Annotated in this window: 21 protein-coding genes; 20 read left to right on the forward strand and 1 reads right to left on the reverse strand. The window is 52.3% G+C overall.

Annotation, left to right across the window (positions count from 1 at the left end; translation table 11 throughout):
* The first annotated feature begins 27 nt into the window (after positions 1–27).
* Positions 28–399, forward strand: coding sequence for a flagellar protein FliT (gene fliT, locus I6N93_RS06410; protein WP_085686051.1), 372 nt, complete (start codon positions 28–30; stop codon positions 397–399).
* Between the two features lie 424 nt (positions 400–823).
* Here the strand turns inward: fliT and fliE are convergent, their stop codons facing one another.
* Positions 824–1,141: a flagellar hook-basal body complex protein FliE gene (gene fliE, locus I6N93_RS06415; RefSeq protein WP_085686049.1), complete on the reverse strand. Its 318-nt coding sequence runs from the start codon at positions 1,139–1,141 to the stop codon at positions 824–826.
* A 253-nt stretch (positions 1,142–1,394) separates the two neighbouring features.
* Between fliE and fliF the strand changes: the two genes are divergently transcribed.
* The 19 genes from fliF to fliZ all read left to right on the forward strand — a co-directional run bounded on the left by fliF (position 1,395) and on the right by fliZ (position 20,291).
* Positions 1,395–3,143 carry a flagellar basal-body MS-ring/collar protein FliF gene (gene fliF, locus I6N93_RS06420; protein WP_085686047.1) on the forward strand — a complete coding sequence of 583 codons (1,749 nt, stop codon included), beginning with the start codon at positions 1,395–1,397 and terminating at the stop codon, positions 3,141–3,143.
* Positions 3,140–4,132, forward strand: coding sequence for a flagellar motor switch protein FliG (fliG, locus tag I6N93_RS06425; RefSeq protein WP_085686045.1), 993 nt, complete (start codon positions 3,140–3,142; stop codon positions 4,130–4,132). Before fliF ends, fliG begins: the two co-directional genes overlap by 4 nt.
* A complete protein-coding gene (gene fliH, locus I6N93_RS06430; RefSeq protein ID WP_085686043.1) occupies positions 4,125–4,823 on the forward strand; it encodes a flagellar assembly protein FliH in 699 nt (232 codons plus the stop codon). The genes fliG and fliH overlap by 8 nt, the downstream gene beginning before the upstream one ends.
* Positions 4,823–6,181: a flagellar protein export ATPase FliI gene (fliI, locus tag I6N93_RS06435; RefSeq protein WP_085686041.1), complete on the forward strand. Its 1,359-nt coding sequence runs from the start codon at positions 4,823–4,825 to the stop codon at positions 6,179–6,181. The genes fliH and fliI overlap by 1 nt, the downstream gene beginning before the upstream one ends.
* An 83-nt stretch (positions 6,182–6,264) precedes the next feature.
* Positions 6,265–6,711, forward strand: a complete 447-nt coding sequence (gene fliJ / locus I6N93_RS06440; RefSeq protein ID WP_085686039.1) for a flagellar export protein FliJ — start codon at positions 6,265–6,267, stop codon at positions 6,709–6,711.
* Entirely contained in the window at positions 6,708–8,198 is a 1,491-nt protein-coding gene (locus tag I6N93_RS06445; protein WP_099017412.1) for a flagellar hook-length control protein FliK, read from the forward strand. Before fliJ ends, I6N93_RS06445 begins: the two co-directional genes overlap by 4 nt.
* Before the next feature lie 133 nt (positions 8,199–8,331).
* Positions 8,332–8,811 carry a flagellar basal body-associated protein FliL gene (gene fliL, locus I6N93_RS06450; RefSeq protein ID WP_085686038.1) on the forward strand — a complete coding sequence of 160 codons (480 nt, stop codon included), beginning with the start codon at positions 8,332–8,334 and terminating at the stop codon, positions 8,809–8,811.
* A gap of 5 nt (positions 8,812–8,816) precedes the next feature.
* Positions 8,817–9,830, forward strand: a complete 1,014-nt coding sequence (gene fliM / locus I6N93_RS06455; protein WP_085686036.1) for a flagellar motor switch protein FliM — start codon at positions 8,817–8,819, stop codon at positions 9,828–9,830.
* Positions 9,823–10,236, forward strand: a complete 414-nt coding sequence (gene fliN / locus I6N93_RS06460) for a flagellar motor switch protein FliN (protein ID WP_085686034.1) — start codon at positions 9,823–9,825, stop codon at positions 10,234–10,236. The genes fliM and fliN overlap by 8 nt, the downstream gene beginning before the upstream one ends.
* Before the next feature lie 3 nt (positions 10,237–10,239).
* Positions 10,240–10,644, forward strand: a complete 405-nt coding sequence (gene fliO, locus I6N93_RS06465) for a flagellar biosynthetic protein FliO (protein ID WP_085686032.1) — start codon at positions 10,240–10,242, stop codon at positions 10,642–10,644.
* Positions 10,645–10,733: 89 nt separating this feature from the next.
* Positions 10,734–11,405, forward strand: coding sequence for a flagellar type III secretion system pore protein FliP (gene fliP / locus I6N93_RS06470; RefSeq protein WP_373853828.1), 672 nt, complete (start codon positions 10,734–10,736; stop codon positions 11,403–11,405).
* A 21-nt stretch (positions 11,406–11,426) separates the two neighbouring features.
* Complete coding sequence (gene fliQ, locus I6N93_RS06475) at positions 11,427–11,696, forward strand: flagellar biosynthesis protein FliQ (RefSeq protein ID WP_085686028.1); 270 nt, start codon at positions 11,427–11,429, stop codon at positions 11,694–11,696.
* Positions 11,697–11,698: 2 nt separating this feature from the next.
* Positions 11,699–12,481 (forward strand): flagellar biosynthetic protein FliR, encoded by a 783-nt coding sequence (gene fliR, locus I6N93_RS06480; RefSeq protein ID WP_085686026.1) that lies wholly within the window; start codon positions 11,699–11,701, stop codon positions 12,479–12,481.
* Positions 12,482–12,786: 305 nt separating this feature from the next.
* Positions 12,787–13,893 carry a FliC/FljB family flagellin gene (locus I6N93_RS06485; protein WP_085686024.1) on the forward strand — a complete coding sequence of 369 codons (1,107 nt, stop codon included), beginning with the start codon at positions 12,787–12,789 and terminating at the stop codon, positions 13,891–13,893.
* A gap of 233 nt (positions 13,894–14,126) precedes the next feature.
* Positions 14,127–17,672 (forward strand): glycosyltransferase, encoded by a 3,546-nt coding sequence (locus tag I6N93_RS06490; RefSeq protein ID WP_167459589.1) that lies wholly within the window; start codon positions 14,127–14,129, stop codon positions 17,670–17,672.
* Between the two features lie 156 nt (positions 17,673–17,828).
* A complete protein-coding gene (locus I6N93_RS06495; RefSeq protein ID WP_085686020.1) occupies positions 17,829–18,110 on the forward strand; it encodes a glycosyltransferase family protein in 282 nt (93 codons plus the stop codon).
* A 29-nt stretch (positions 18,111–18,139) separates the two neighbouring features.
* The gene (locus tag I6N93_RS06500) at positions 18,140–18,457 is read left to right on the forward strand and encodes a hypothetical protein (protein WP_085686018.1); all 318 of its coding nucleotides are present in this window, start codon (positions 18,140–18,142) and stop codon (positions 18,455–18,457) included.
* A gap of 520 nt (positions 18,458–18,977) precedes the next feature.
* Entirely contained in the window at positions 18,978–19,700 is a 723-nt protein-coding gene (locus I6N93_RS06505; RefSeq protein WP_085686017.1) for an RNA polymerase sigma factor FliA, read from the forward strand.
* 54 nt (positions 19,701–19,754) lie between these two features.
* Positions 19,755–20,291, forward strand: coding sequence for a flagella biosynthesis regulatory protein FliZ (gene fliZ, locus I6N93_RS06510; RefSeq protein WP_085686015.1), 537 nt, complete (start codon positions 19,755–19,757; stop codon positions 20,289–20,291).
* Positions 20,292–20,669: the final 378 nt, after the last annotated feature.

The following is a 20,669-nucleotide window of genomic DNA, read 5'->3' on the forward strand; positions in this document are numbered from 1 at the left end:
ACCAACAGTGTAAGTCAGGAAACCATAATGGAAGCCAGTCAATCAGTTCTTGCCTGTTATCAGCGAATCCTCGAGTTAAGCGAACGTATGCTGTCACTTGCAAAAAAAGCAGAATGGGCGGAATTGATCGAAGTTGAGCAGTCTTATCTTGAAGTGGTTGGACGCCTTCCGGTTTTGATCGAATACAACAATGCAGTTTCCAGCGTTGAACAGCGTAAAATCAAGCAGTGCCTCGATACTATACTGAATAACGAAACGCTGATTACTCAACTCCTTGAGTCGCGCATGAATGAGTTAAAGGGACTCATCGGTCAATCGGTCAGGCAGCAGTCGGTGAATGCCGCCTACCATAAATTCGCCGATCATGATTCCATGTTGCCTGGCGGCGGCAAAGAGTAGCCCAGCCGTTTCCAATGTTTTTTTGTCTCGTCGGCTAATGCGCCTGCCGGCGAGGCACTCTCTGAAGTTGACTCCTGCACAACGCCTGAAGACAGGCTCCTCCCCCCCTTACTTTAAACGAGATATTGCTGACGATAGGTCGGATTAAATGGCTAAATGTTCGCATGCCTTAAGCGTCCGCGCCTCCTTTCACCAAAATACAAATGAAATAGCCACACAAAGCGTCTTAGGCGTATTTAGTCGATTTCAAAAACAGATGAGCGGAAATTAAATCCACGGCGTTTAAAAACAATACCTGCCATAAAAACAGGCTGAAGGAGTATTTCGCGCGGTATAGGACCAGGTTATGCGAAAGCGAATAACCCGAAGGACGATTATATTGGGATGGATAATAGCTGAGGTACGCCAATGCCGCTGTCTGGTTTTATACCGACATATTCATAATTTCCTGGTAAGCGGACACCAGTTTATTTCTCACCTGAATACCCATCTGCATTGAAATTGACGCTTTTTGCAGGTCGACCATCACGTCATTCAGCGCTACGCCTTCTTCACCCAGTTCGAATTTCTGAGCCTGTGCGCGTGCTGTGATTTGTTGTTCGCTGATTTTTCCTAGTGCGGATTTCATTTCGTCCGCAAAGCCGCTTTGCTGTGCCGCAATAGCTGTTGAAGCACTGCCGGTTGACTGAAGTGCTACGCTTTGCAACTGCTGAACGACAGATTCAATTCCCTGTATAGACATTTAAACCCTCGGGTTTTCTCTGTGACCAATTATTTACAGGCAATAACTTTAGCAGAATACCAGCAACCCTAAGCCTCTAAATAGGCCTAAAAACCTTGGCTAATTCACCTATAGAATTGGCCCTCTGGGATAAATAATATATCGCCCAAATCTCAAAGGCGGGTGTTGCTGTTGAGAACAACCGTTGCTTATTCAGGGAGTATGTTTTGTTTTTATTAATAACTATCAAGATGTTAATTGGCAGGAATAGTGCATGAGCTCCGCTAAAAGCAGTTCGCCCGCAATGAGTGTTAACGGATTTACTGCTGTGCTTAACCGGCTGCGTGCTAATCCGAAAGTACCTCTATTAATCGCCGCAGCTTTTGCTGTGGCTGTTATTACAGCACTAGTTCTGTGGGCGAAAAGTCCTGATTATAGAGTGCTTTACAGCAATCTTAACGATCGCGACGGCGGGGAGATCGTCACCCAGCTAACGCAGATGAACATTCCCTATCGATTCAGCGACAATGGCGGGGCTTTACTGATCCCGGCGGAAAATGTTTATGAAACCCGGTTGAGACTCGCACAATTGGGGCTGCCTAAAGGCGGCTCGGTGGGTTTTGAGTTACTTGACCAGGAAAAGTTCGGCATCAGCCAGTTCAGCGAGCAGGTCAACTACCAGCGAGCTTTGGAAGGAGAACTGTCCCGAACGATGGAGACGCTGGGCCCTGTGCAAAAAGCGCGGGTTCATCTGGCGATCCCGAAGCCTTCCTTGTTCGTGCGTGAACAAAAATCGCCTTCTGCATCGGTGACGTTGAATTTACAGCCGGGCCGTGCGCTGGATGAAGGTCAGATCAACGCCATCGTCTATATGGTGTCCAGCAGCGTCGCTGGCCTACCGCCGGACAATGTGACCGTCGTCGACCAGAATGGCCGACTGCTGACGCAAACGGACGGTACGGGTCGTGATCTGAACGCGGCGCAGCTGAAATACGCCAACGAAGTGGAAAACCGCTTCCAACGTCGTATTGAAGCCATCCTGGGGCCGATTGTCGGGACCGGCAACGTCCATGCGCAGGTGACTGCCCAGATCGACTTTTCCAACCGTGAGCAGACGGATGAGCAGTACCAGCCGAACCAGGCTCCGAATCAGGCAGCGGTTCGTTCTCAGCAGTCTAGCCAGAGCGAACAGTTGGGCGGAAGAAACGTCGGCGGCGTACCTGGGGCTTTATCGAATCAGCCTCCTGTCACGCCGGCGGCACCGATTGTGGCACCCAATGCTGGCAATAATGCAAACGGCGCGCAGAACAATGCAAACGGACAACAGCAGCCGAACGCCAACGGCGCCAACAACGCGAACGGTGCAAATGGTGCGAACCAAGGCGGGGCGAACGGCGGCATACAGTCTTCCAACAACCGCCGCGACCAGACCATTAACTATGAGGTCGACCGCACCATTCGTCATACCAAGCAAAGCGCCGGTACCGTACAGCGTCTTTCCGTTGCGGTTGTCGTCAACTACGCGCCTAACGCTGAAGGTAAATCCGCTGCGTTAAGCGAAGAGCAGATCAAGCAGATCGAGTCGCTGACGCGCGAAGCCATGGGCTTCTCAAGTGAGCGCGGAGATACCATCAACGTGGTCAACGCGCCGTTTACGGAATCGAATGATATCGCCAGCGAATTGCCCTTCTGGCAGAAGCAAGCCTTCTTTGATCTGCTGATTAGCGCAGGTAAATGGCTGTTTGTCCTGATTGTGGCCTGGATCCTGTGGCGCAAAATGGTACGCCCGCAGTTGCAGCTCAAGAAGAAAGAGCAGCAAGCCATGGCGGAAAGTTTATCCGGCGGTCAGGAAAGCGATGCTGACGTGATCGTCAAGCTCAGCAAAGAAGAGCAAGACCTGCAGCGTAAATCGCAACAGCGCGTCAATACTGAGCTTCAAAGCCAGCGCATTCGCGATATGGCCGAGAACGATCCTCGCGTGTGCGCCCTGGTAATTCGCCAATGGATGAGTACGGAACTATGAGTATGACTGGAACTGAAAAGAGCGCTATTTTGCTGATGACCATCGGCGAAGACCGCGCTGCTGAAGTCTTCACGCATCTTTCCACGCGTGAAGTTCAGCACCTGAGTGCCGCCATGGCGAACATGAAACAGGTGTCCAATCAGCAACTGATGGAAGTGCTGAAAGAATTCGAAGTTTCCGCAGAGCAGTACGCGGCACTGAGCGTCAACGCAGGTGATTATCTGCGTTCCGTTCTGGTCAAAGCGCTGGGTGAAGAGCGTGCATCGACTTTGCTGGAAGATATTCTGGAAAGCAAAGAAACCTCCTCCGGGATGGAAACGCTCAACTTTATGGAGCCGCAGTCTGCGGCTGATCTGATTAAAGATGAGCATCCGCAGATTATCGCCACCATCCTTATTCACCTCAAACGCGCTCAGTCTGCCGATATTTTGGCGTTGTTCGACGAGCGTTTGCGCAACGATGTGATGTTGCGTATCGCTACCTTCGGCGGCGTACAGCCGGCGGCTCTGGCTGAATTGACCGAAGTGTTGAACGGCTTGTTGGACGGACAGAACCTCAAACGTAGCAAGATGGGGGGCATTCGTACTGCGGCTGAGATCATCAACCTGATGAAAACGCAGCAGGAAGAGGCGGTCATCGACGCCGTTCGCGAGTTCGACGGCGAACTGGCGCAGAAAATCATCGACGAAATGTTCCTGTTCGAAAACCTGGTCGACGTGGACGATCGCAGTATTCAGCGTCTATTGCAGGAAGTGGAGTCCGAGTCCCTGCTGATAGCCCTGAAGGGTGCGGAAGAGCCGCTGCGTGAGAAGTTCCTGCGCAACATGTCCCAGCGTGCCGCAGAAATCCTGCGCGACGACCTGGCGACGCGTGGACCGGTTCGTATGTCTCAGGTCGAAAACGAACAGAAAGCTATCCTGCTTATCGTTCGTCGTCTGGCGGACAGCGGTGAGATAATCATCGGCGGCGGCGAGGATGCGTATGTCTAATACCAATGATTTACCCTGGCGTCCCTGGACGCTGACCGATTTGGCGGCGCCGCCGCCGTCGGCTCGGCAGGAAGAGGCGGCGCCATCCTACTCGAAGGAAGAAGAAGCTTCTCCGGTTGAGGCGTTGGAGTCACTCGAGCTGCTGCGCGAAGAGGTTCAGATGAAAGCCAAAGATGCTGGCTATAAAGACGGTCAGCAAAAGGGCTACGACGAGGGTTACCAAATCGGCCTGGCCGAAGGCCGTCAGCAGGGTGCACAGGAAGAGCAACAGCGGCAGGAAAAGCTGACTGAGCAGATGCAGCAGATGGTGACCGAATTCCAGCAAACGCTCGACTCGCTGGACAGCGTCATTACCGCACGTCTGATGCAGATGGCGCTGACCGCGGCCAGGCAGGTCTTGGGTCAGGCACCGGTCTGCGATGGTACGGCTTTGCTTAATCAGATACAGCAGATGATTCAGCAAGAACCTTTATTTAGCGGCAAGCCTAATTTACGCGTGCATCCGTCCGATATGGAAAGGGTGGAGAAACAGCTGGGGCCGACGCTGGCGCAGCACGGCTGGCGTCTACTGGCTGATAACCAACTGCATCCGGGCGGCTGTAAAGTCAGCGCCGAAGACGGCGATTTGGATGCCAGCATCGCAACGCGTTGGCATGAATTGTGCCACTTGGCTGCGCCGGGAGAGTTGTGATGACGAACCGACTCTCTCGCTGGCTGACTACCCTGGATTCGTTCGAGAAGAAGATCGCGACGGTGCCTACCGTGCGTCGTTACGGGCGCCTGACTCGCGCGACCGGACTGGTGCTTGAAGCCTCTGGTCTGCATTTGCCGCTGGGCGCGACCTGCCTTGTTGAACGCGTTAACGGCGACAAAGTCGAAGAAGTCGAAAGTGAAGTCGTTGGTTTTAATGGGCAAAGATTGTTTCTGATGCCGCTCGAAGAAGTCGAAGGCATTATTCCCGGCGCGCGCGTATACGCCCGCGGGGGTGAAAAGCACGAAGGCAAAAAGCTGCCGCTGGGACCTGAACTGCTCGGCAGGATCCTGGACGGCGCGGGTAAACCGCTGGATGGATTGCCGCCGCCGGAAACCGGACTCAAGGCGCCGTTGATCACGCCGCCGGTTAACCCTTTACAGCGAACGCCCATCGATCACGTGCTTGACGTCGGCGTGCGGGCGATCAACGCCTTGCTGACCGTCGGGCGAGGGCAGCGTATGGGCCTCTTCGCCGGTTCCGGCGTGGGTAAAAGTGTGCTGCTGGGTATGATGGCCCGCTATACTGAAGCTGATGTCATCGTGGTGGGTCTGATCGGCGAACGTGGTCGTGAGGTCAAAGACTTCATCGAAAATATTCTGGGGGCCGAAGGCCGCGCTCGAGCGGTGGTCATTGCCGCACCGGCTGACGTTTCCCCGCTGCTGCGCATGCAGGGGGCCGCTTATGCCACCCGCATCGCGGAAGATTTTCGCGATAAGGGACACCATGTGCTGTTAATTATGGATTCCCTGACGCGCTACGCGATGGCTCAGCGAGAAATCGCGCTGGCTATCGGTGAGCCGCCGGCAACCAAGGGCTATCCGCCTTCTGTTTTCGCCAAGCTGCCCGCGTTGGTTGAACGTGCGGGGAACGGCATGCACGGTGGGGGGTCCATTACGGCGTTTTACACGGTGTTGACGGAAGGCGACGATCAGCAAGACCCCATCGCCGACTCCGCCAGGGCGATACTGGATGGCCATATTGTGCTGTCCCGACAGCTGGCTGAATCCGGTCATTACCCGGCAATTGATATCGAAGCGTCGATTAGCCGTGCGATGACAGCTTTGATCGACGAATCACATTACGCCAAAGTAAGGCAATTTAAGCAGTTGCTATCGGTATATCAGCGGAACAAGGATTTGATCAGCGTGGGGGCCTATGCCTCGGGAACAGATCCCTTGCTGGATCAGGCCATACAGCTCTATCCGCAAATGGAAGCGTTTTTACAACAGGGGATGTTCGAACGTTGCGACGAACAGCAGGCATTGCAACAACTGAATGCGCTGTTCGGCATGTAGTGTGTATTGATACCAAACCTTGGGCTAAACCCGACAGGGGCTGAATCAGCAAGCCGCCGGTAACTGTGCGTGATTGAGGTACGATGAAAACTGAAACTCCTCTCGACAAACTTCGCGAATTGGCTCAGCAGGAAGTGGACGATGCCGCTACTCTGCTGGGACAGATCCGTCAGTCGCACGTCCAGGCGCAACGGCAGCTCGATATGCTGCTCAGGTATGAAGACGACTACCGTGTGCAGTTACAGCAGACTATGAGCAGTGGCATTAACTCGTCAAATTGGTACAATTATCAACAGTTTATCAAAACTCTCGAGTTGGCCATTGAACAACATCGCAAACAGCTCGCCGTCTGGGCACAGCGCTTGGATCAAGCCATGAAAACCTGGCAGGCCAAGCGCCAACGGCTGAATGCGTTTGAAACATTAAAAGAACGGGCGGCTCAGGAACTTCTGGTTCGTGAGAACCGTCGAGACCAAAAACTGATGGATGAATTTGCACAGCGCTCGTCATTGAGGAAACTGAATCCATGAATCTATCTACTGTTACTGCTCTTTCAACGTCTGAGACGGCTCGGTCCGACTCGGCTTCGTCCAGCAGCAGCCAAGACAGTAATGCGTCGCAGCCTAACAGCTTTACGGCGCTGTTTTCATCGCACCTGAATGAAGAGCAAAATCGTACACAGCAGAACGCGTTGAACACGACTTCTCAAAACGCTCAAAATAAGGAAACGCAGCCGCAGCCGGTCAAACATATAACGGCTCAGTCGACGTCCAATACGACGCCTAAAACCGAAAATACGTCGGCAAAACAGGTTGACAGCAGTGAGAATGCGCAGGCGGCGGAGGCGTATGTGGGCGAAGAGTCGGCGACAGCGGAGTCTTCCGTACAGTCCTCGCTTAGCGCACTGTTGAAGCAATCGCATGCGACGCAAGGCAAGTCGACGGCGGTGCAAATCGCCGCTACAGCGACGGCAAAAGCCGATGTCGCCGCTCACGCGGCAGTCACGTTGGGCGAAGAGGTGACGGCGGATACCGGTATTTCGGCCGTAACCGCCGACCAGGATGCTTCGTTAACGATTATGTCCATGCTGAGCGCTGGATTAGCACCCCAGTTGCAGAAAGTGACGCCTCAGCCGATGACACGCCAGAGTGACGGCGCCGCCGCGCTGAGCGTGGACGGACAAAACGCGTTGCAGACGCTGACCGAGGGTCAGCAGAGCTCGTCCCTGACCTCCATGTTGAACGCCGTCGCGAATGATATGACGGCAGGGCAGGAGAACGATGACGCGCTGACCGATATTTTGGGTCGCGCATCCGGCAGATCTATGTCGAAAGGCAATGCGAAAGACGATGCGACTGACCTGAAAAATATCGTGGTCGACAATACCGCAGCGTCGGGCAAGGTTCAGTCTACGGACATGACCGCTGCCGTGAGCAATGCTTTCAAGGTCATGCAAGAGCCGTCTTCCTCCAGCAGTCATTCCAGTGCTGCCACGGTGAATAGCGCTTTGGGCGCACTTAACAGCACCCAGGCCAATACCTCCGCAGCCTCGATACCACAAACCACGGTACTGACGTCCCGTCTGGGCAGCGATGAGTGGCAACAGGCGCTCAGCCAGCAGGTTGTGATGTTTACGCGGAACCATCAGCAAAACGTCGAGCTGCGTCTGCATCCGCAGGAGCTTGGCGCGATTCAGGTCAGCATGAAGATGGATGATAACCAGGCTCAAATCCACCTTGCGTCCGCGCATGGTCAGGTTAGAGCTGCGTTGGAAGCTGCAATGCCTCAGTTGAGAACGGCGTTGTCTGAAAGCGGCATCACGCTGAACCAGAGTAGTGTCGGCAGCGAGACCTTTGCTGGCTCCGAGTGGCAGCAGGGGCAGCAGCAGAGCGCCGGTGGCGGTTCGTCCTCGTCTCAGTACTCAGGCAGCCTTGACACCCACATGGAAATCGTTGATGTGCCAGTTTCATTACAGAGGATTGCGTCATCCTCAAGTGGCGTTGATACTTTTGCGTGAGGCAAATCAGTAAGCTAGTGTGATTTTTCTCGTCTATTCCTCCTATTGAACGACGGAATAGACGGGATAATTACGGGGTATATGCAGCACAGAGCTGCATCAATGGCAATGAGTATAGGAATTATCTTAGTCTATGGCTGAAGAAAAATCACAGTCGGGACGCAAGCGTTCTGTCTTGTTAATGCTGCTAATCGTTATCGCGTTGGTGGCGACATGTGCCGCCGGCACCGGTTGGTGGTTCTTTTATCATAAAAACGCTGAGCCGACGATGGCAAAAGAAGTGCCTCCCCCGGAACCTGTATTCATGCCATTGGATACATTTACTGTTAACTTGGTTAATCCGGATAACAATCCCGATCGTGTGTTGTACGTTGGGTTCACCCTGCGTCTGCCAGATGAAGAAACCAAGAGCCGCTTCACCCGCTACTTGCCCGAAGTGCGCAGCCGCTTGCTGATGCTGCTTTCCCGACAGGACTCTGCCGCGTTGGCCAACGAACAAGGTAAGCAGAAGCTGATTGAAGATATTAAGCAGGTTCTTAGCCCGCCGCTGGTTCAAGGGCAACCCAACCAGGTGGTCACGGATGTTCTGTTCACCGCTTTCATACTGCGATAAATATTATGAGTGACAGTATTCTTTCTCAGGCAGAAATTGACGCATTGCTCAACGGTGACAGCGACGATGGCGATAGCAAAGCGAAGTCGGCTTCTGGCCCGGAGAGCGATATCCGGCCTTACGACCCCAATACGCAACGGCGTGTTGTTCGTGAGCGCTTGCAGTCGTTAGAAATCATCAACGAGCGCTTTGCCCGTCAGTTCCGCATGGGGTTGTTCAATCTGCTGCGTCGTAGCCCGGATATCACTGCCGGACCTATCAAAATCCAGCCGTATCATGATTTTGCGCGTAACCTGCCGGTGCCGACCAACCTTAACCTGGTGCATTTGAATCCGCTACGCGGCACGGCGTTGTTTGTGTTTTCTCCGAGCCTGGTGTTTATTGCGGTCGATAACTTGTTCGGCGGGGATGGTCGTTTCCCCACTAAGGTAGAAGGACGGGAGTTCACCCATACCGAACAGCGCGTGGTGAAAAGAATGCTGCGCCTGGCGTTGGAAGCCTACGGGGATGCCTGGAACGCGATCTATAAGTTAGACGTGGAATATGTGCGCTCCGAGATGCAGGTCAAGTTTACCAATATCACGACATCGCCTAACGATATCGTGGTCACTACGCCTTTCCACGTGGAAATCGGCAACCTGACCGGCGAATTCAATATTTGTATTCCTTTTGCCATGATCGAGCCGCTGCGCGAGCTGCTGGTGAATCCTCCGATGGAGAATTCCCGTCAGGAAGATCAGAGCTGGAGGGATACGTTGGCCAAACAGGTTCAGCATTCTGAGCTGGAACTGGTCGCCAACTTCACCGATGTGTCGCTGCGGTTGTCCAAAGTGCTGAAGCTACAGCCGGGCGACGTATTGCCTATAGAAAAACCTGACAGCATCATTGCCCATGTCGACGGTGTTCCGGTATTGGCCGGTCAGTACGGCACCTACAAAGGACAATATGCTCTTCGAGTCGAACAGTTAGTGAATCCAATTTTGACTTCTCTGAACAACGAGGGACAGCCCCATGAGTGACACCAAGAACCCGTCCGAAGAAAAAGAATCCGTGGACGATCTGTGGGCTGATGCATTTAATGAGCAGCAAGCCGCGGAAAAAGATGAAAGCGGCAGCGAAGGCGTCTTTAAGTCGCTGGATGCCGACGCTGCGACTGGACTGTCTCAGGACATCGATCTGATCCTGGATATCCCGGTTAAACTGACCGTTGAGCTGGGCCGAACCAAAATGACCATCAAAGAGCTGCTGCGCCTCTCCCAGGGCTCCGTGGTGGCGTTGGATGGTCTGGCTGGCGAACCGTTGGATATCCTGATCAACGGTTATTTGATCGCGCAGGGCGAAGTGGTGGTGGTTGCCGATAAATACGGCGTGCGTATCACTGATATCATTACTCCGTCCGAGCGTATGCGTCGCCTGAGCCGCTAACCTATGGCGCAAACTCAGGAGCAGACCTCCGCATCCGTGACGGTGCCGGCCCAAAGCCAGGCTCCGTCGCAAACTCCCGGCTCGGCGCTAACGCAGGTCAGCGCTGTGCTGGGAGGTATTCTCCTGTTTATTCTTCTATTAGCCTGGCTTGCCAAAAAATTCGGTGTTGCGCCTCAGGCCCGCAATAATCAGATAATGAAAGTCGTGTCGAGTTGCCCGGTCGGACAGCGCGAAAAAGTAGTGATCGTCGAAGTTGACGACACCTGGCTGGTTCTCGGCGTTACCGCTCAGCAGGTGACTCCGCTTCATACGCTGCCGGCAAAAGCGATAGACGTCGCTCAAGATAATTCCGCCGACTTTCGCAAACTCCTCAGTAAGGTCATGAATCGCTCGGAAAAGTCAGAATGAACAGGTTTTCATCTCGATGGGCGCGGCTGTTGCGGCGCAGTTTCTTTGCTGGCGTAATTGTGTTTATCGCGCCGAATGCCTGGGCGCAGATGCCGGGCATCATCAGTCAGCCGATGGCCAACGGCGCGCAGAGCTGGTCCCTGCCGGTTCAGACGCTGGTTTTGCTGACGTCTCTGACGTTTATCCCCGCCGTGTTGCTGATGATGACCAGTTTTACCCGCATCATCATCGTGCTGAGTCTGTTGAGAAACGCCATGGGGACCGCCACGGCGCCGCCCAACCAGATTATTGTCGGCTTGAGCCTGTTTCTGACCTTCTTCATTATGTCGCCGGTGATCACCAAGGTGTACCAGGACGCGTACCTACCGTTCAGTCAGGATAAGATCTCCATGGACGTGGCGATAGACCGTGGCTCTGCGCCGGTGCGTCAGTTTATGCTGCGCCAGACGCGTGAGACGGATCTGGCGCTATTTACCCGACTGGCGGACATTCCCCCGCTGGAGGGGCCGGAAGCTATTCCGATGCGGGTGCTGGTTCCTGCGTTTGTCACCAGTGAGCTCAAAACGGCGTTTCAGATCGGCTTTACCGTCTTTATTCCTTTCCTGATCATCGACCTGGTGGTCGCCAGCGTATTAATGGCCCTGGGGATGATGATGGTGCCTCCGGCGACGGTCTCTCTTCCGTTTAAGCTTATGCTGTTTGTACTGGTTGACGGTTGGCAGCTGCTGCTAAGCTCATTGGTGCAGAGTTTTTACAGTTAACATTGAGCATTAGGATATCTTATGACTCCTGAGTCGGTCATGGCGTTAGGCAATGAAGCAATGAAAGTGGCGCTGGCTTTAGCCGCGCCTTTGTTGATGGCTGCGCTGGTTACCGGGCTGATCGTGAGTATTTTGCAGGCGGCCACGCAGATAAACGAAATGACGCTGTCCTTTATCCCTAAGATCTTGGCCGTCTTCCTGACGATCATCATTGCCGGTCCCTGGATGCTCGGACTGTTTCTTGACTACATGCGTACCTTGTTTAGCAATCTGCCCAACATGATCGGCTAAGCATGATTAATCTCACCAGCGCCGATATCTATTACTGGCTCAACCAATTCTTCTGGCCTTTTATACGCCTGATGGCGCTTATTTCCACGGCTCCGGTACTGAACGAAAAAGAAATCACCACCAAGGTCAAAATTGGTTTGGGCCTGCTGGCAACGTTCTTGATTGGCCCGCATCTGACCATCACACCGGTTCCCGTTTTCTCCGCCGAAGGGCTTTGGCTGTTGGTCAAACAGATATTGATCGGCATGTGTATCGGTTTCACGATGCAGCTGGCGTTCGCCACCTTTCGTATGGCCGGGGAAGTGATTGGGTTACAGATGGGGCTGTCTTTCGCGACGTTCTTCGATCCGTCCGGCGGTCCGAACATGCCGGTGCTGGCGCGCTTTCTCAATCTGCTGGCCATGCTGTTGTTTCTGGCGTTTGATGGACACCTGTGGCTGATCTCTATACTCGCCGATAGTTTTCATGTGATTCCGATCGATACCTCCCCCATCGATACCAATGTCTTCTATTCTATTGCACGAGCAGGCAGTCTTATCTTTATTAACGGTCTGATGCTGGCGTTGCCGTTGGTGACGCTGTTGCTGGTCCTCAACCTGGCGCTCGGGCTGCTGAACCGAATGACGCCGCAGCTGTCCGTGTTTGTTATCGGTTTCCCCGTGACGCTGACGGTGGGGATTATGACCATAGGTACTTTGATGACGCTGATACCTCAATTCGCCGAGCATCTTTTTAGCGAGTTTTTCGATATGATTGCCACGTTGGTGACGAACTTTAACCTTTAGCGTCGTTCCTGATTGTCAGAGGCATGGTTTATGAACAGCTAAAATCCAAGATGCTCACATTTTGTGCGTGATAAATAAGCATCAGACCCCGTTTTATGCCGCATCACCGGTTAAAATAAAGTTTACCCACTCTTGGTTTTTATTTTAACTCAATGAAAAATATAGATTTTAAAAATATCGGTTTTAATTACTAAAGATCATTAGGGCATCGCCGATATTTCTGTAGACGGTGGTTGACGCCGTGGGCAGCAAAGCCTGAACCCTAACGATTTAAGTCCTGACGGATATCTAAAAGGAAATCTCTTATGGCACAAGTAATTAACACCAACAGCATCTCGCTGGTTGCACAGAATAACCTGAACAAATCTCAGTCTTCGCTGAGCACCGCGATCGAACGTCTGTCTTCTGGTCTGAAAATCAATAGCGCTGCAGATAACGCCGCTGGTCAGGCTATCACCAACCGTTTCACTTCCAGCATCAACGGTTTAACTCAGGCTTCCAGCAACGCAAGCGATGGTATCTCTCTGGCGCAGACCACTGAAGGCGCACTGGACGAAATCAACGACAACTTGCAGGCTATCCGTACTCTGACCGTACAGTCTCAGAACGGTACTAACTCCGCTTCCGACCTGCAGTCAATTCAGGACGAAATCACTCAGCGTCTGTCTGAAGTTGACCGTATCTCTCAGCAGACCGACTTCAACGGCGTGAAAGTACTGGACGGCAGCAAAACGTCCATCTCTATCCAGGTGGGTTCTCAGGATGGTCAGACCATCAGCATCAACCTGCAGAAAGTTAACACGGATTCTTTGAATCTGAGCGGCTTTAACGTTGATGGCCCTGCCAGCAGCGCCACCACTGGTGTTGCAAGCGGCTCTACCTACAACAGCATCACGCTGAGCGCCGATGCGACGGTCACCCTCTCTGGTACTTCCTCTCTGACCGCTACCGGTCTGGTTTCCGACTCCAACGGCAACTACTTCGTCAGCGGTACGCTGACTGCAGACGTTGAAGGCGTTGGCGCATCAGGTGCTGCGGCTTACTACAAACTGACTTCCAACGACATCTCCATCACTGACGACGGCGCGATGACCGTAACCGTTGATGCTTCTGACAACAACCTGACTGGCGTTGCGACGGAAAACCCGTTGACCACGCTGGATAAAGCGCTGTCTACCGTAGATGACATGCGTAGTAACCTGGGTGCGATTCAGAACCGTTTCGACTCCACCATCAACAACCTGACCAGCACGTCTACCAACCTGAGCGAAGCACAGTCTCGTATCCAGGATGCTGACTACGCTACCGAAGTTTCCAACATGAGCAAGGCTCAGATCCTGCAACAGGCTGGTACTTCAGTATTGGCGCAGGCGAACCAGGTTCCGCAGACCGTTCTGTCTCTGCTGCAGTAATCTGTTTCCTCTTCTGTCTAAAAAGCCCCGCCTCTGGCGGGGTTTTTTTTATGGCGGATATCGCCTGCAGCGCGAGCAATACCGAGATTAGCCGGTATAAAGAAGATGAATTCACGTCTTTGAGCCGACATTCAGCACCGTATTATTAGGTTGAGATGTCCTGTCCACAACCGGCACTCCACGCCAATACAGAGTCAGGTCCGGTTACATCTACTGCACATAGAAGGTTAGTCATGAATAAGTCCCCACTTGTCAGCATCATTATTCCAGCGCAGGAAGCACGATACTTCGAACTTGCCCTGATAAGCGCCACCCTTCAGGACTACGACAACGTAGAAATCATCGTGCACGATGCCAGCGCCGACACGCTCATTGAAAGCGCCGTCTATAAGGCCATTGATGCTTCTCGTCATCCCATTCGCTATTTCCGCTGCGAGTCCCGCGACGTCTCTGAATATGATCTCAGCGCAGAAAGCCTGATGCTCGCGGAAGGTAAGTATATCAACTTCCTGAGCGATGGTGATGTCCTGAGAGAAGACCATGTCCGACTGCTAACCGCAGTGATGGAGGACGATGATAGCGTGGTATTGAGTTCATCACGCCGCCGTCGTATCGATGGAGAGGGGCAGATACTCGATGACATTGTTGAAACTGCATATCCATTTTCCGGCAACGTGCAGATTCGTGGACAGAGTGTCATTCATTATCTGACTCGCTATGCGACCAATTTTGTTGGGGAACTGAGCTGCGTTTTGATGCGGCAAGAAATGCTGTCCCCCGAGACCCTGTTTACCCTCAATGGCGTCAAGCTGAACTACACGGCAACGCTGGCTCTCTATCTTTCACTGTTGCGCGACGGCAATCTGGCTATGTTGTCCGAGCCGCTCACCGACAGGCGTGTCCCGGCGGAAAGGGCGGATGGTTCGATCAGCGGACCGGAGTTCCAGGAGCAGGCGATGTATTTTCGCGAGGTTCAGAACTCGATTTTTTTCTCGCCTGACGTCCAAAATCCCGAGCTGCTTGAGGTCGCTGACCTGGATCAAAAAGAACATTTTTACCCCTTCGATCTCAAAGAAGGTATGAAAGCCGCCTTAGAGGGTAAACCAGAAGAGAACACTACGCCGGACTGGATCGCCAGTCGTTATCCCACACCTAGTGAGTCGGTGCTGATTACGGAGTATCTCGGTCAGCATCTGGAAGGCCGCGAATTCGGCATTCTCATCATGGATACCGAAGGCGACGAAGAGAAATTGAAGGCGACCGTCGAGAGCCTTGAGACCATCGAGTCCGACGGCGTCCTGCTTAAGCGAATTATCCTGACCTCTTCCCCGGAGATAGCGGTGCGCTTCCCCAGTGGTACCGTGCGGGAAATCCGTCAGGAAATTCTCGTCAGAACCATCAACGACGTTGTGCGCGAACAGACCTTCGACTGGCTGATGCTGGTTCAGGCGGGTGAGATCTTTACCGCAGGCGGCCTGCTGATGACCAGTTTAGGACTGGTTACCGCTCAAGGCTGCAGCGCCATCTACGGCGATGAGCTGCTATACGGCAAAGACGGGCAACTGGGACTCTCTTGCCGTCCGGATTTCAACCTTGATTATCTGCTGAGCCTGCCCGCCGTCATGACGCGGCACTGGCTGTTTAACCGTGAGCTGTTCTTATCGCTGGGCGGCTTTGATACGGGGCATGCCAGCTGCATGGAACTGGAGTACATCTTACGGTTGATTGAACGGCAGGGGATGGGATCTATCGGGCATCTGGCGGAATTTCTGACGATTTCAGACGAGTTGTCGATTTCTACCCATGAGGGAGAAATGGCTGTCCTCGAGCGCCATCTCCAGCGTCGCGGGTATGATGCCGGTAAAGCGGTAGCCACGTTGCCGGGGCACTACCGGATGATTTACGGTCATCAGGAGTCTCCTCTGGTCTCGATCATTATCCCGACCAAAGATCAGCTCCCGATGCTGGTGGCCTGCGTCACCAGCCTGCTTGAGAAAACGCGTTACCCGAATTACGAACTGCTGATCGTTGATAACAATAGCGAAACGCCTGAAGCGAAAGCCTGGCTGGACGGGGTGGCGAAGGTCGATCCCAACCGTATCCGTGTCATTCGTTATCCTCATCCCTTTAACTACTCGGCGATTAACAACATGGCCGCCGAGCAGGCGCGCGGCGACTATCTGCTGCTGCTCAACAACGATACGGCCGTCGTGCAGCCGGATTGGCTGGACAACATGCTAAACCACGCGCTGCGTCCTGAAGTGGGGATCGTCGGCGCGAAGCTAATCTATCCGGATGGGCGCATTCAGCACGGCGGCGTCATTCTTGGACTACGCGGACCGGCGGAACATCCGTTTAGCGGCGATCCGATGGACGCTCCCGGCTATATGCAGCGCCTGAAAGTGGATCAAAACTACAGCGTCGTCACCGCGGCCTGCCTGATGATTAGAAAGTCCGTCTACCAGCAGGTTGACGGGCTGGATGAGGAAGTCTTCACGGTTTCCTACAACGATGCGGATCTGTGCCTGAAGGTGCGTGAGGCGGGTTATCTCACCGTATGGACGCCGTTTGCCACGGTGATGCATGAAGGCAGCGTGAGTCAGACAAAGGTGGATACCGCTGCGCAAGAGGCGAAGAGAAAACGCTTCCAGAGCGAGCAGATGGCTATGTATGAGAAGTGGTTGCCGGTGATTGCCCGGGACCCCGCCTATAATATCAATCTGTCTTTGAACGGACGCGGGTTTGAAGTCGAGCCGGATGCCGGCCTGATCTGGCGTCCATTGACCTGGCGCCCGTTACCGGTGGTGATGGCGCACATGTCCGACCAAACCGGGTGCGGGCACTATCGCATTATTAAGCCGTTCAACGCGCTGAAAGACGCCAATATGATTGATGGCAAACTCTCTAACGTCTACTTGAATACCCCGACGCTGGCGCGTTACGAGCCTGAGGTGCTGGTGCTACAAAAACAGGTGTCGGCGTATTTTCATGATTGGATCGAAAGAATCAGCAAGCTTAGCAACACCTTCAAGATCTATGAGCTGGATGACTATCTTCCTAATCTTCCGCTGAAAAGCGTGCACAGAGCCGGGCTACCCAAAGATGTGCTGAAAGCGATGCGTAAGAGCCTGGGATTCATGGACCGCTTTGTGGTGTCGACGCAGCCGATGGCGGAGGCGTTCACTGGCCTTCATGACCGTATTCATGTGGTCGAAAATCGTCTGCCGGTGGCGTGGTGGTCTAATCTCAGCGCTCTGCGGCGTCAGGGTAAGAAACCCCGCATTGGTTGGGGGGGCGGTAGCAGCCATACCGGCGATCTGGAGCTGATTGCCGATATCGTGCGGGATCTGGCGGACGACGTGGAGTGGGTGTTCTTCGGGATGTGCCCTGAAAAATTGCGCCCCTATATCCACGAATTCCACAAAGGGGTGGATATCGACCTTTACCCAAAAAAACTGGCCTCTCTGAACCTGGATTTGGCGCTGGCGCCGCTGGAAGAGAATATCTTCAACCGTTGCAAGAGTAATTTGCGTTTGTTGGAATACGGCGCCTGCGGCTATCCGGTGATTTGTACGGATATCGAGCCCTATCAGTGCGACCTGCCGGTCACTCGCGTCCGTAACCGTTACAAGGACTGGATGGATGCAATCCGTATGCATCTGGCCGATCTCGATGCGACTGCGCGAATGGGCGACGAATTACGCCGGGCGGTTTACCGCGACTGGATGTTAAGCGGCGATAATTTGATGTTGTGGCAGAAAGCCTGGCTACCGGATTGATATGACATTCTCCGGGGAACGCAATGGCAGCCGACCCCGGCTGTATCCTTTTGGCTAATTGAGCAAATGAAAAGATGATTAACGTAAAAAATCAGGGTTGGGATAATCACTCATAATCATTCGGATGAGTTACTCAAGCTCTATCGTTCCTTACCGATGGATATTTTGGATGGGTTGGTTATCGTGAATGACGGCCATCTTTTCTCCGAGTTTCATGAGATCACGCAGACGCTGATTAATAACCCCGAAAACCTGGGAGTGGGGAAAAGTAAAAACATTGCCCTGCGCTATTTACATGAACGCAACGTCGACCATTTTTTCTTGATTGATGATGTCTATAACAAAAAAATCGGTGTTCGAGCGATATATTCAGGCGTCGAAGATCGGTGGCATTCAACATTTCATGTCCAGTCAGGCGACCCCCGCCTGTCTCGATGACGTCGTCAAACCGAAAATGAACGCGGATTATGCCGGCGGACGTACCCAACTGTACACAGAGGTATGACGGCGCATGTGTTTACTACTCGAAGGCGTACATCGACCGTGTGGGATATATGGAAGAAGCCTATTACAACGCGTTAGAGCATGTGGATCATACGCTGGTGATAATAAACGCGGGCATGCATCCGCTATTTTGGTATTTCGCTGATATCGATAACTCAAAAGAATTTGTCGGCTTCGATCATAAGGACTTTGAGCATTGGACGATTTTCACTCAGGAAAATTACACGAAGAATCAAAAACGGCGCTTAACTATTTTCGTGATAAACATGGCGTGCGCGTGAAGAATGTCCCGGACTTAGGTCGGACGGAAACGTTAAAAGTATTGAAAGATATTACGCGGCGGTATGCCAAGCCGATGGCTGTTTCAAACCCAAACGTGTCAGAATAGGCGATAGCCGCTGATGGCCGAATCTTCCGTCGGTTTATTGAGAACAGCTAAGTTCATTTAGTCGGTCGAAATAAATGGGGGAGGTTTTGGGCTTGGTGGCTACATGGATGAGCGATCTTTTTTTGTTAAAAAGATAATTTCAAAGAGTGAAGACATATTTAATTACCTAAGTTAAAATATGGGGTCAAATTTTTTCATTCCGAACATGAATGTTGTCTGGCGCATTGAGTGATATGATTCTTTATCTTTCTTATTTTCAATGATCTGGCTGCAGGCGGATTGTGTTGTAAAATTTCCTTACCTTTGTTGTATATCTTAAATAGCATGCCTTTTTTACGCCTATTCATTCGATTGCCTACACTATACGAACGCATAATAGTACCGATAACTTTATTATCTAGGTGTTTGTCACTGTGAGTGAGCTGTATACCGCTGAAGGAACCATGGACAAAAATTCCTTATGGAAGCGCTATATACCGTTAGTGCGCCATGAGGCTCTCCGTTTGCAGGTTCGTTTGCCCGCAAGCGTGGAACTTGACGACCTTCTTCAGGCCGGCGGTATCGGGTTGCTCAGCGCAGTAGAGCGCTACGACTCCCTGCAGGGGACGGCGTTCACCACTTATGCCGTTCAGCGCATCCGAGGCGCAATGCTGGATGAGTTGCGAAGCCGCGACTGGGCTCCCCGCAGCGTGCGTCGTAACGCCCGGGAAGTTGCTCATGCCATGCAACTGGCCGAGCAACAGCTGGGACGAGCTCCTACGGAACAAGAAGTCGCGCAAATTCTTGATATTTCTCTCGAGGACTATCGCCAGATCCTGCTCGATACCAACAACAGCCAGCTATTTTCTTACGACGAATGGCGTGAGGAGCATGGCGACAGCGCCGAAGCACTACTGGAAGGCAATGAAGATGCTAACCCATTAAAACAACTTATGGACGTTAACCTCCGGCAGCGTGTTATGGATGCTATCGATAATCTTCCGGAACGCGAAAAACTCGTTTTGACCCTCTACTATCAGGAAGAACTCAATCTAAAAGAGATCGGTGCGGTTCTGGAGGTCGGGGAGTCACGGGTGAGTCAATTACATAGCCAAGCGATTAAGCGCCTGCGCGTTAAATTAATGAACGAAAATTAATTTGGAAGCGTAAGCGGGTCCTTATCTTTTTTTTTACCGTCATGGAATGGATTCATGTCTCAGTCAGCCAGGAAGAAACTGCTTCTCAGTCGTTATTTAAAAGATTTTAAACACAAACAAAGTCACTGTTCCAACTGCGATAAATCGCTTGACCGCGTCTCATTGGTTTACCAATCCAAACCCCTCAATAAAAAAATGCTTGAATATCTTGACAGGAAGATAGATGAAGAAACTTGGGAATCTATACAGTCGGAACTAATTCCCCTGTGCCGATTCTGCAGCGAAGTCTTTTGCAAGCCACCCGCGCATTACTTTAATATCAAATCATTCACCCGCTATCTTATCGATCAAACAGAAGTGCAATACAGCACAATGCGAGAATATGTGATCCGCCTACGTAGATTAGATGAATTGCTTATTACCCGTCATTATCCTTCCGAGCGCCTTGCTGAAAAAGAGAGCGTTCAGCAGCAAATTTGCAGCGATATTCCCAATCTGGAACAAAATACTTATCGTAGCGCACTGCGTAAATACGATCAGTTTTTGGATTGGCAGAAAAATCTTTCCCGGGAAACCGCGTTGATGTTGTAAACCGGGAGACTTCAACTATATGTTTATAATATGACAGTGTGAAAAGTCTTGTCAGCAGGGAAAGAATGTTGCACTGTCATATCGCTGACATCCTTTAGCAGTAATTTTTTAGCAAGGATTTAGTCTGTCAATTATTATTCTTGTGAATAGTTTTTGTCACAGTAAGGGGCGAGAATGGTGAAGTCCTTAAAGGGACGAATTAGCTTAAAGCTTCATCGTGGTTTACCGCACATCTGCTGCGGCGGATATTCTACCCTCATCGTTCTCACCCGCTATTTCCATCCAATTTTGTTAACCTCACGTTTCCTATCAAAAGCTATCCCTTTATACCGAAAACCGGCTGCATCATCGCTCGGCGGTTTAACCTTGCCTGCAGGC

The sequence above is a fragment of the Lonsdalea populi genome (genome assembly GCF_015999465.1).
GTDB classification, from domain to species: domain Bacteria; phylum Pseudomonadota; class Gammaproteobacteria; order Enterobacterales; family Enterobacteriaceae; genus Lonsdalea; species Lonsdalea populi.

Coding starts and splice junctions, on each gene's coding strand:
- fliR (WP_085686026.1), top strand. CDS start 11,699: ATGATTAATCTCACCAGCGCCGATATCTATTACTGGCTCAACCAATTC.
- fliJ (WP_085686039.1), top strand. CDS start 6,265: ATGAAAACTGAAACTCCTCTCGACAAACTTCGCGAATTGGCTCAGCAG.
- fliG (WP_085686045.1), top strand. CDS start 3,140: ATGAGTATGACTGGAACTGAAAAGAGCGCTATTTTGCTGATGACCATC.
- fliQ (WP_085686028.1), top strand. CDS start 11,427: ATGACTCCTGAGTCGGTCATGGCGTTAGGCAATGAAGCAATGAAAGTG.
- fliE (WP_085686049.1), bottom strand. CDS start 1,141: ATGTCTATACAGGGAATTGAATCTGTCGTTCAGCAGTTGCAAAGCGTA.
- fliL (WP_085686038.1), top strand. CDS start 8,332: ATGGCTGAAGAAAAATCACAGTCGGGACGCAAGCGTTCTGTCTTGTTA.
- fliM (WP_085686036.1), top strand. CDS start 8,817: ATGAGTGACAGTATTCTTTCTCAGGCAGAAATTGACGCATTGCTCAAC.
- I6N93_RS06445 (WP_099017412.1), top strand. CDS start 6,708: ATGAATCTATCTACTGTTACTGCTCTTTCAACGTCTGAGACGGCTCGG.
- I6N93_RS06485 (WP_085686024.1), top strand. CDS start 12,787: ATGGCACAAGTAATTAACACCAACAGCATCTCGCTGGTTGCACAGAAT.
- fliP (WP_373853828.1), top strand. CDS start 10,734: ATGCCGGGCATCATCAGTCAGCCGATGGCCAACGGCGCGCAGAGCTGG.
- I6N93_RS06495 (WP_085686020.1), top strand. CDS start 17,829: ATGGATATTTTGGATGGGTTGGTTATCGTGAATGACGGCCATCTTTTC.
- fliO (WP_085686032.1), top strand. CDS start 10,240: ATGGCGCAAACTCAGGAGCAGACCTCCGCATCCGTGACGGTGCCGGCC.
- fliI (WP_085686041.1), top strand. CDS start 4,823: ATGACGAACCGACTCTCTCGCTGGCTGACTACCCTGGATTCGTTCGAG.
- fliZ (WP_085686015.1), top strand. CDS start 19,755: ATGTCTCAGTCAGCCAGGAAGAAACTGCTTCTCAGTCGTTATTTAAAA.
- I6N93_RS06500 (WP_085686018.1), top strand. CDS start 18,140: ATGCCGGCGGACGTACCCAACTGTACACAGAGGTATGACGGCGCATGT.
- fliN (WP_085686034.1), top strand. CDS start 9,823: ATGAGTGACACCAAGAACCCGTCCGAAGAAAAAGAATCCGTGGACGAT.
- fliT (WP_085686051.1), top strand. CDS start 28: ATGGAAGCCAGTCAATCAGTTCTTGCCTGTTATCAGCGAATCCTCGAG.
- fliH (WP_085686043.1), top strand. CDS start 4,125: ATGTCTAATACCAATGATTTACCCTGGCGTCCCTGGACGCTGACCGAT.
- fliF (WP_085686047.1), top strand. CDS start 1,395: ATGAGCTCCGCTAAAAGCAGTTCGCCCGCAATGAGTGTTAACGGATTT.
- I6N93_RS06490 (WP_167459589.1), top strand. CDS start 14,127: ATGAATAAGTCCCCACTTGTCAGCATCATTATTCCAGCGCAGGAAGCA.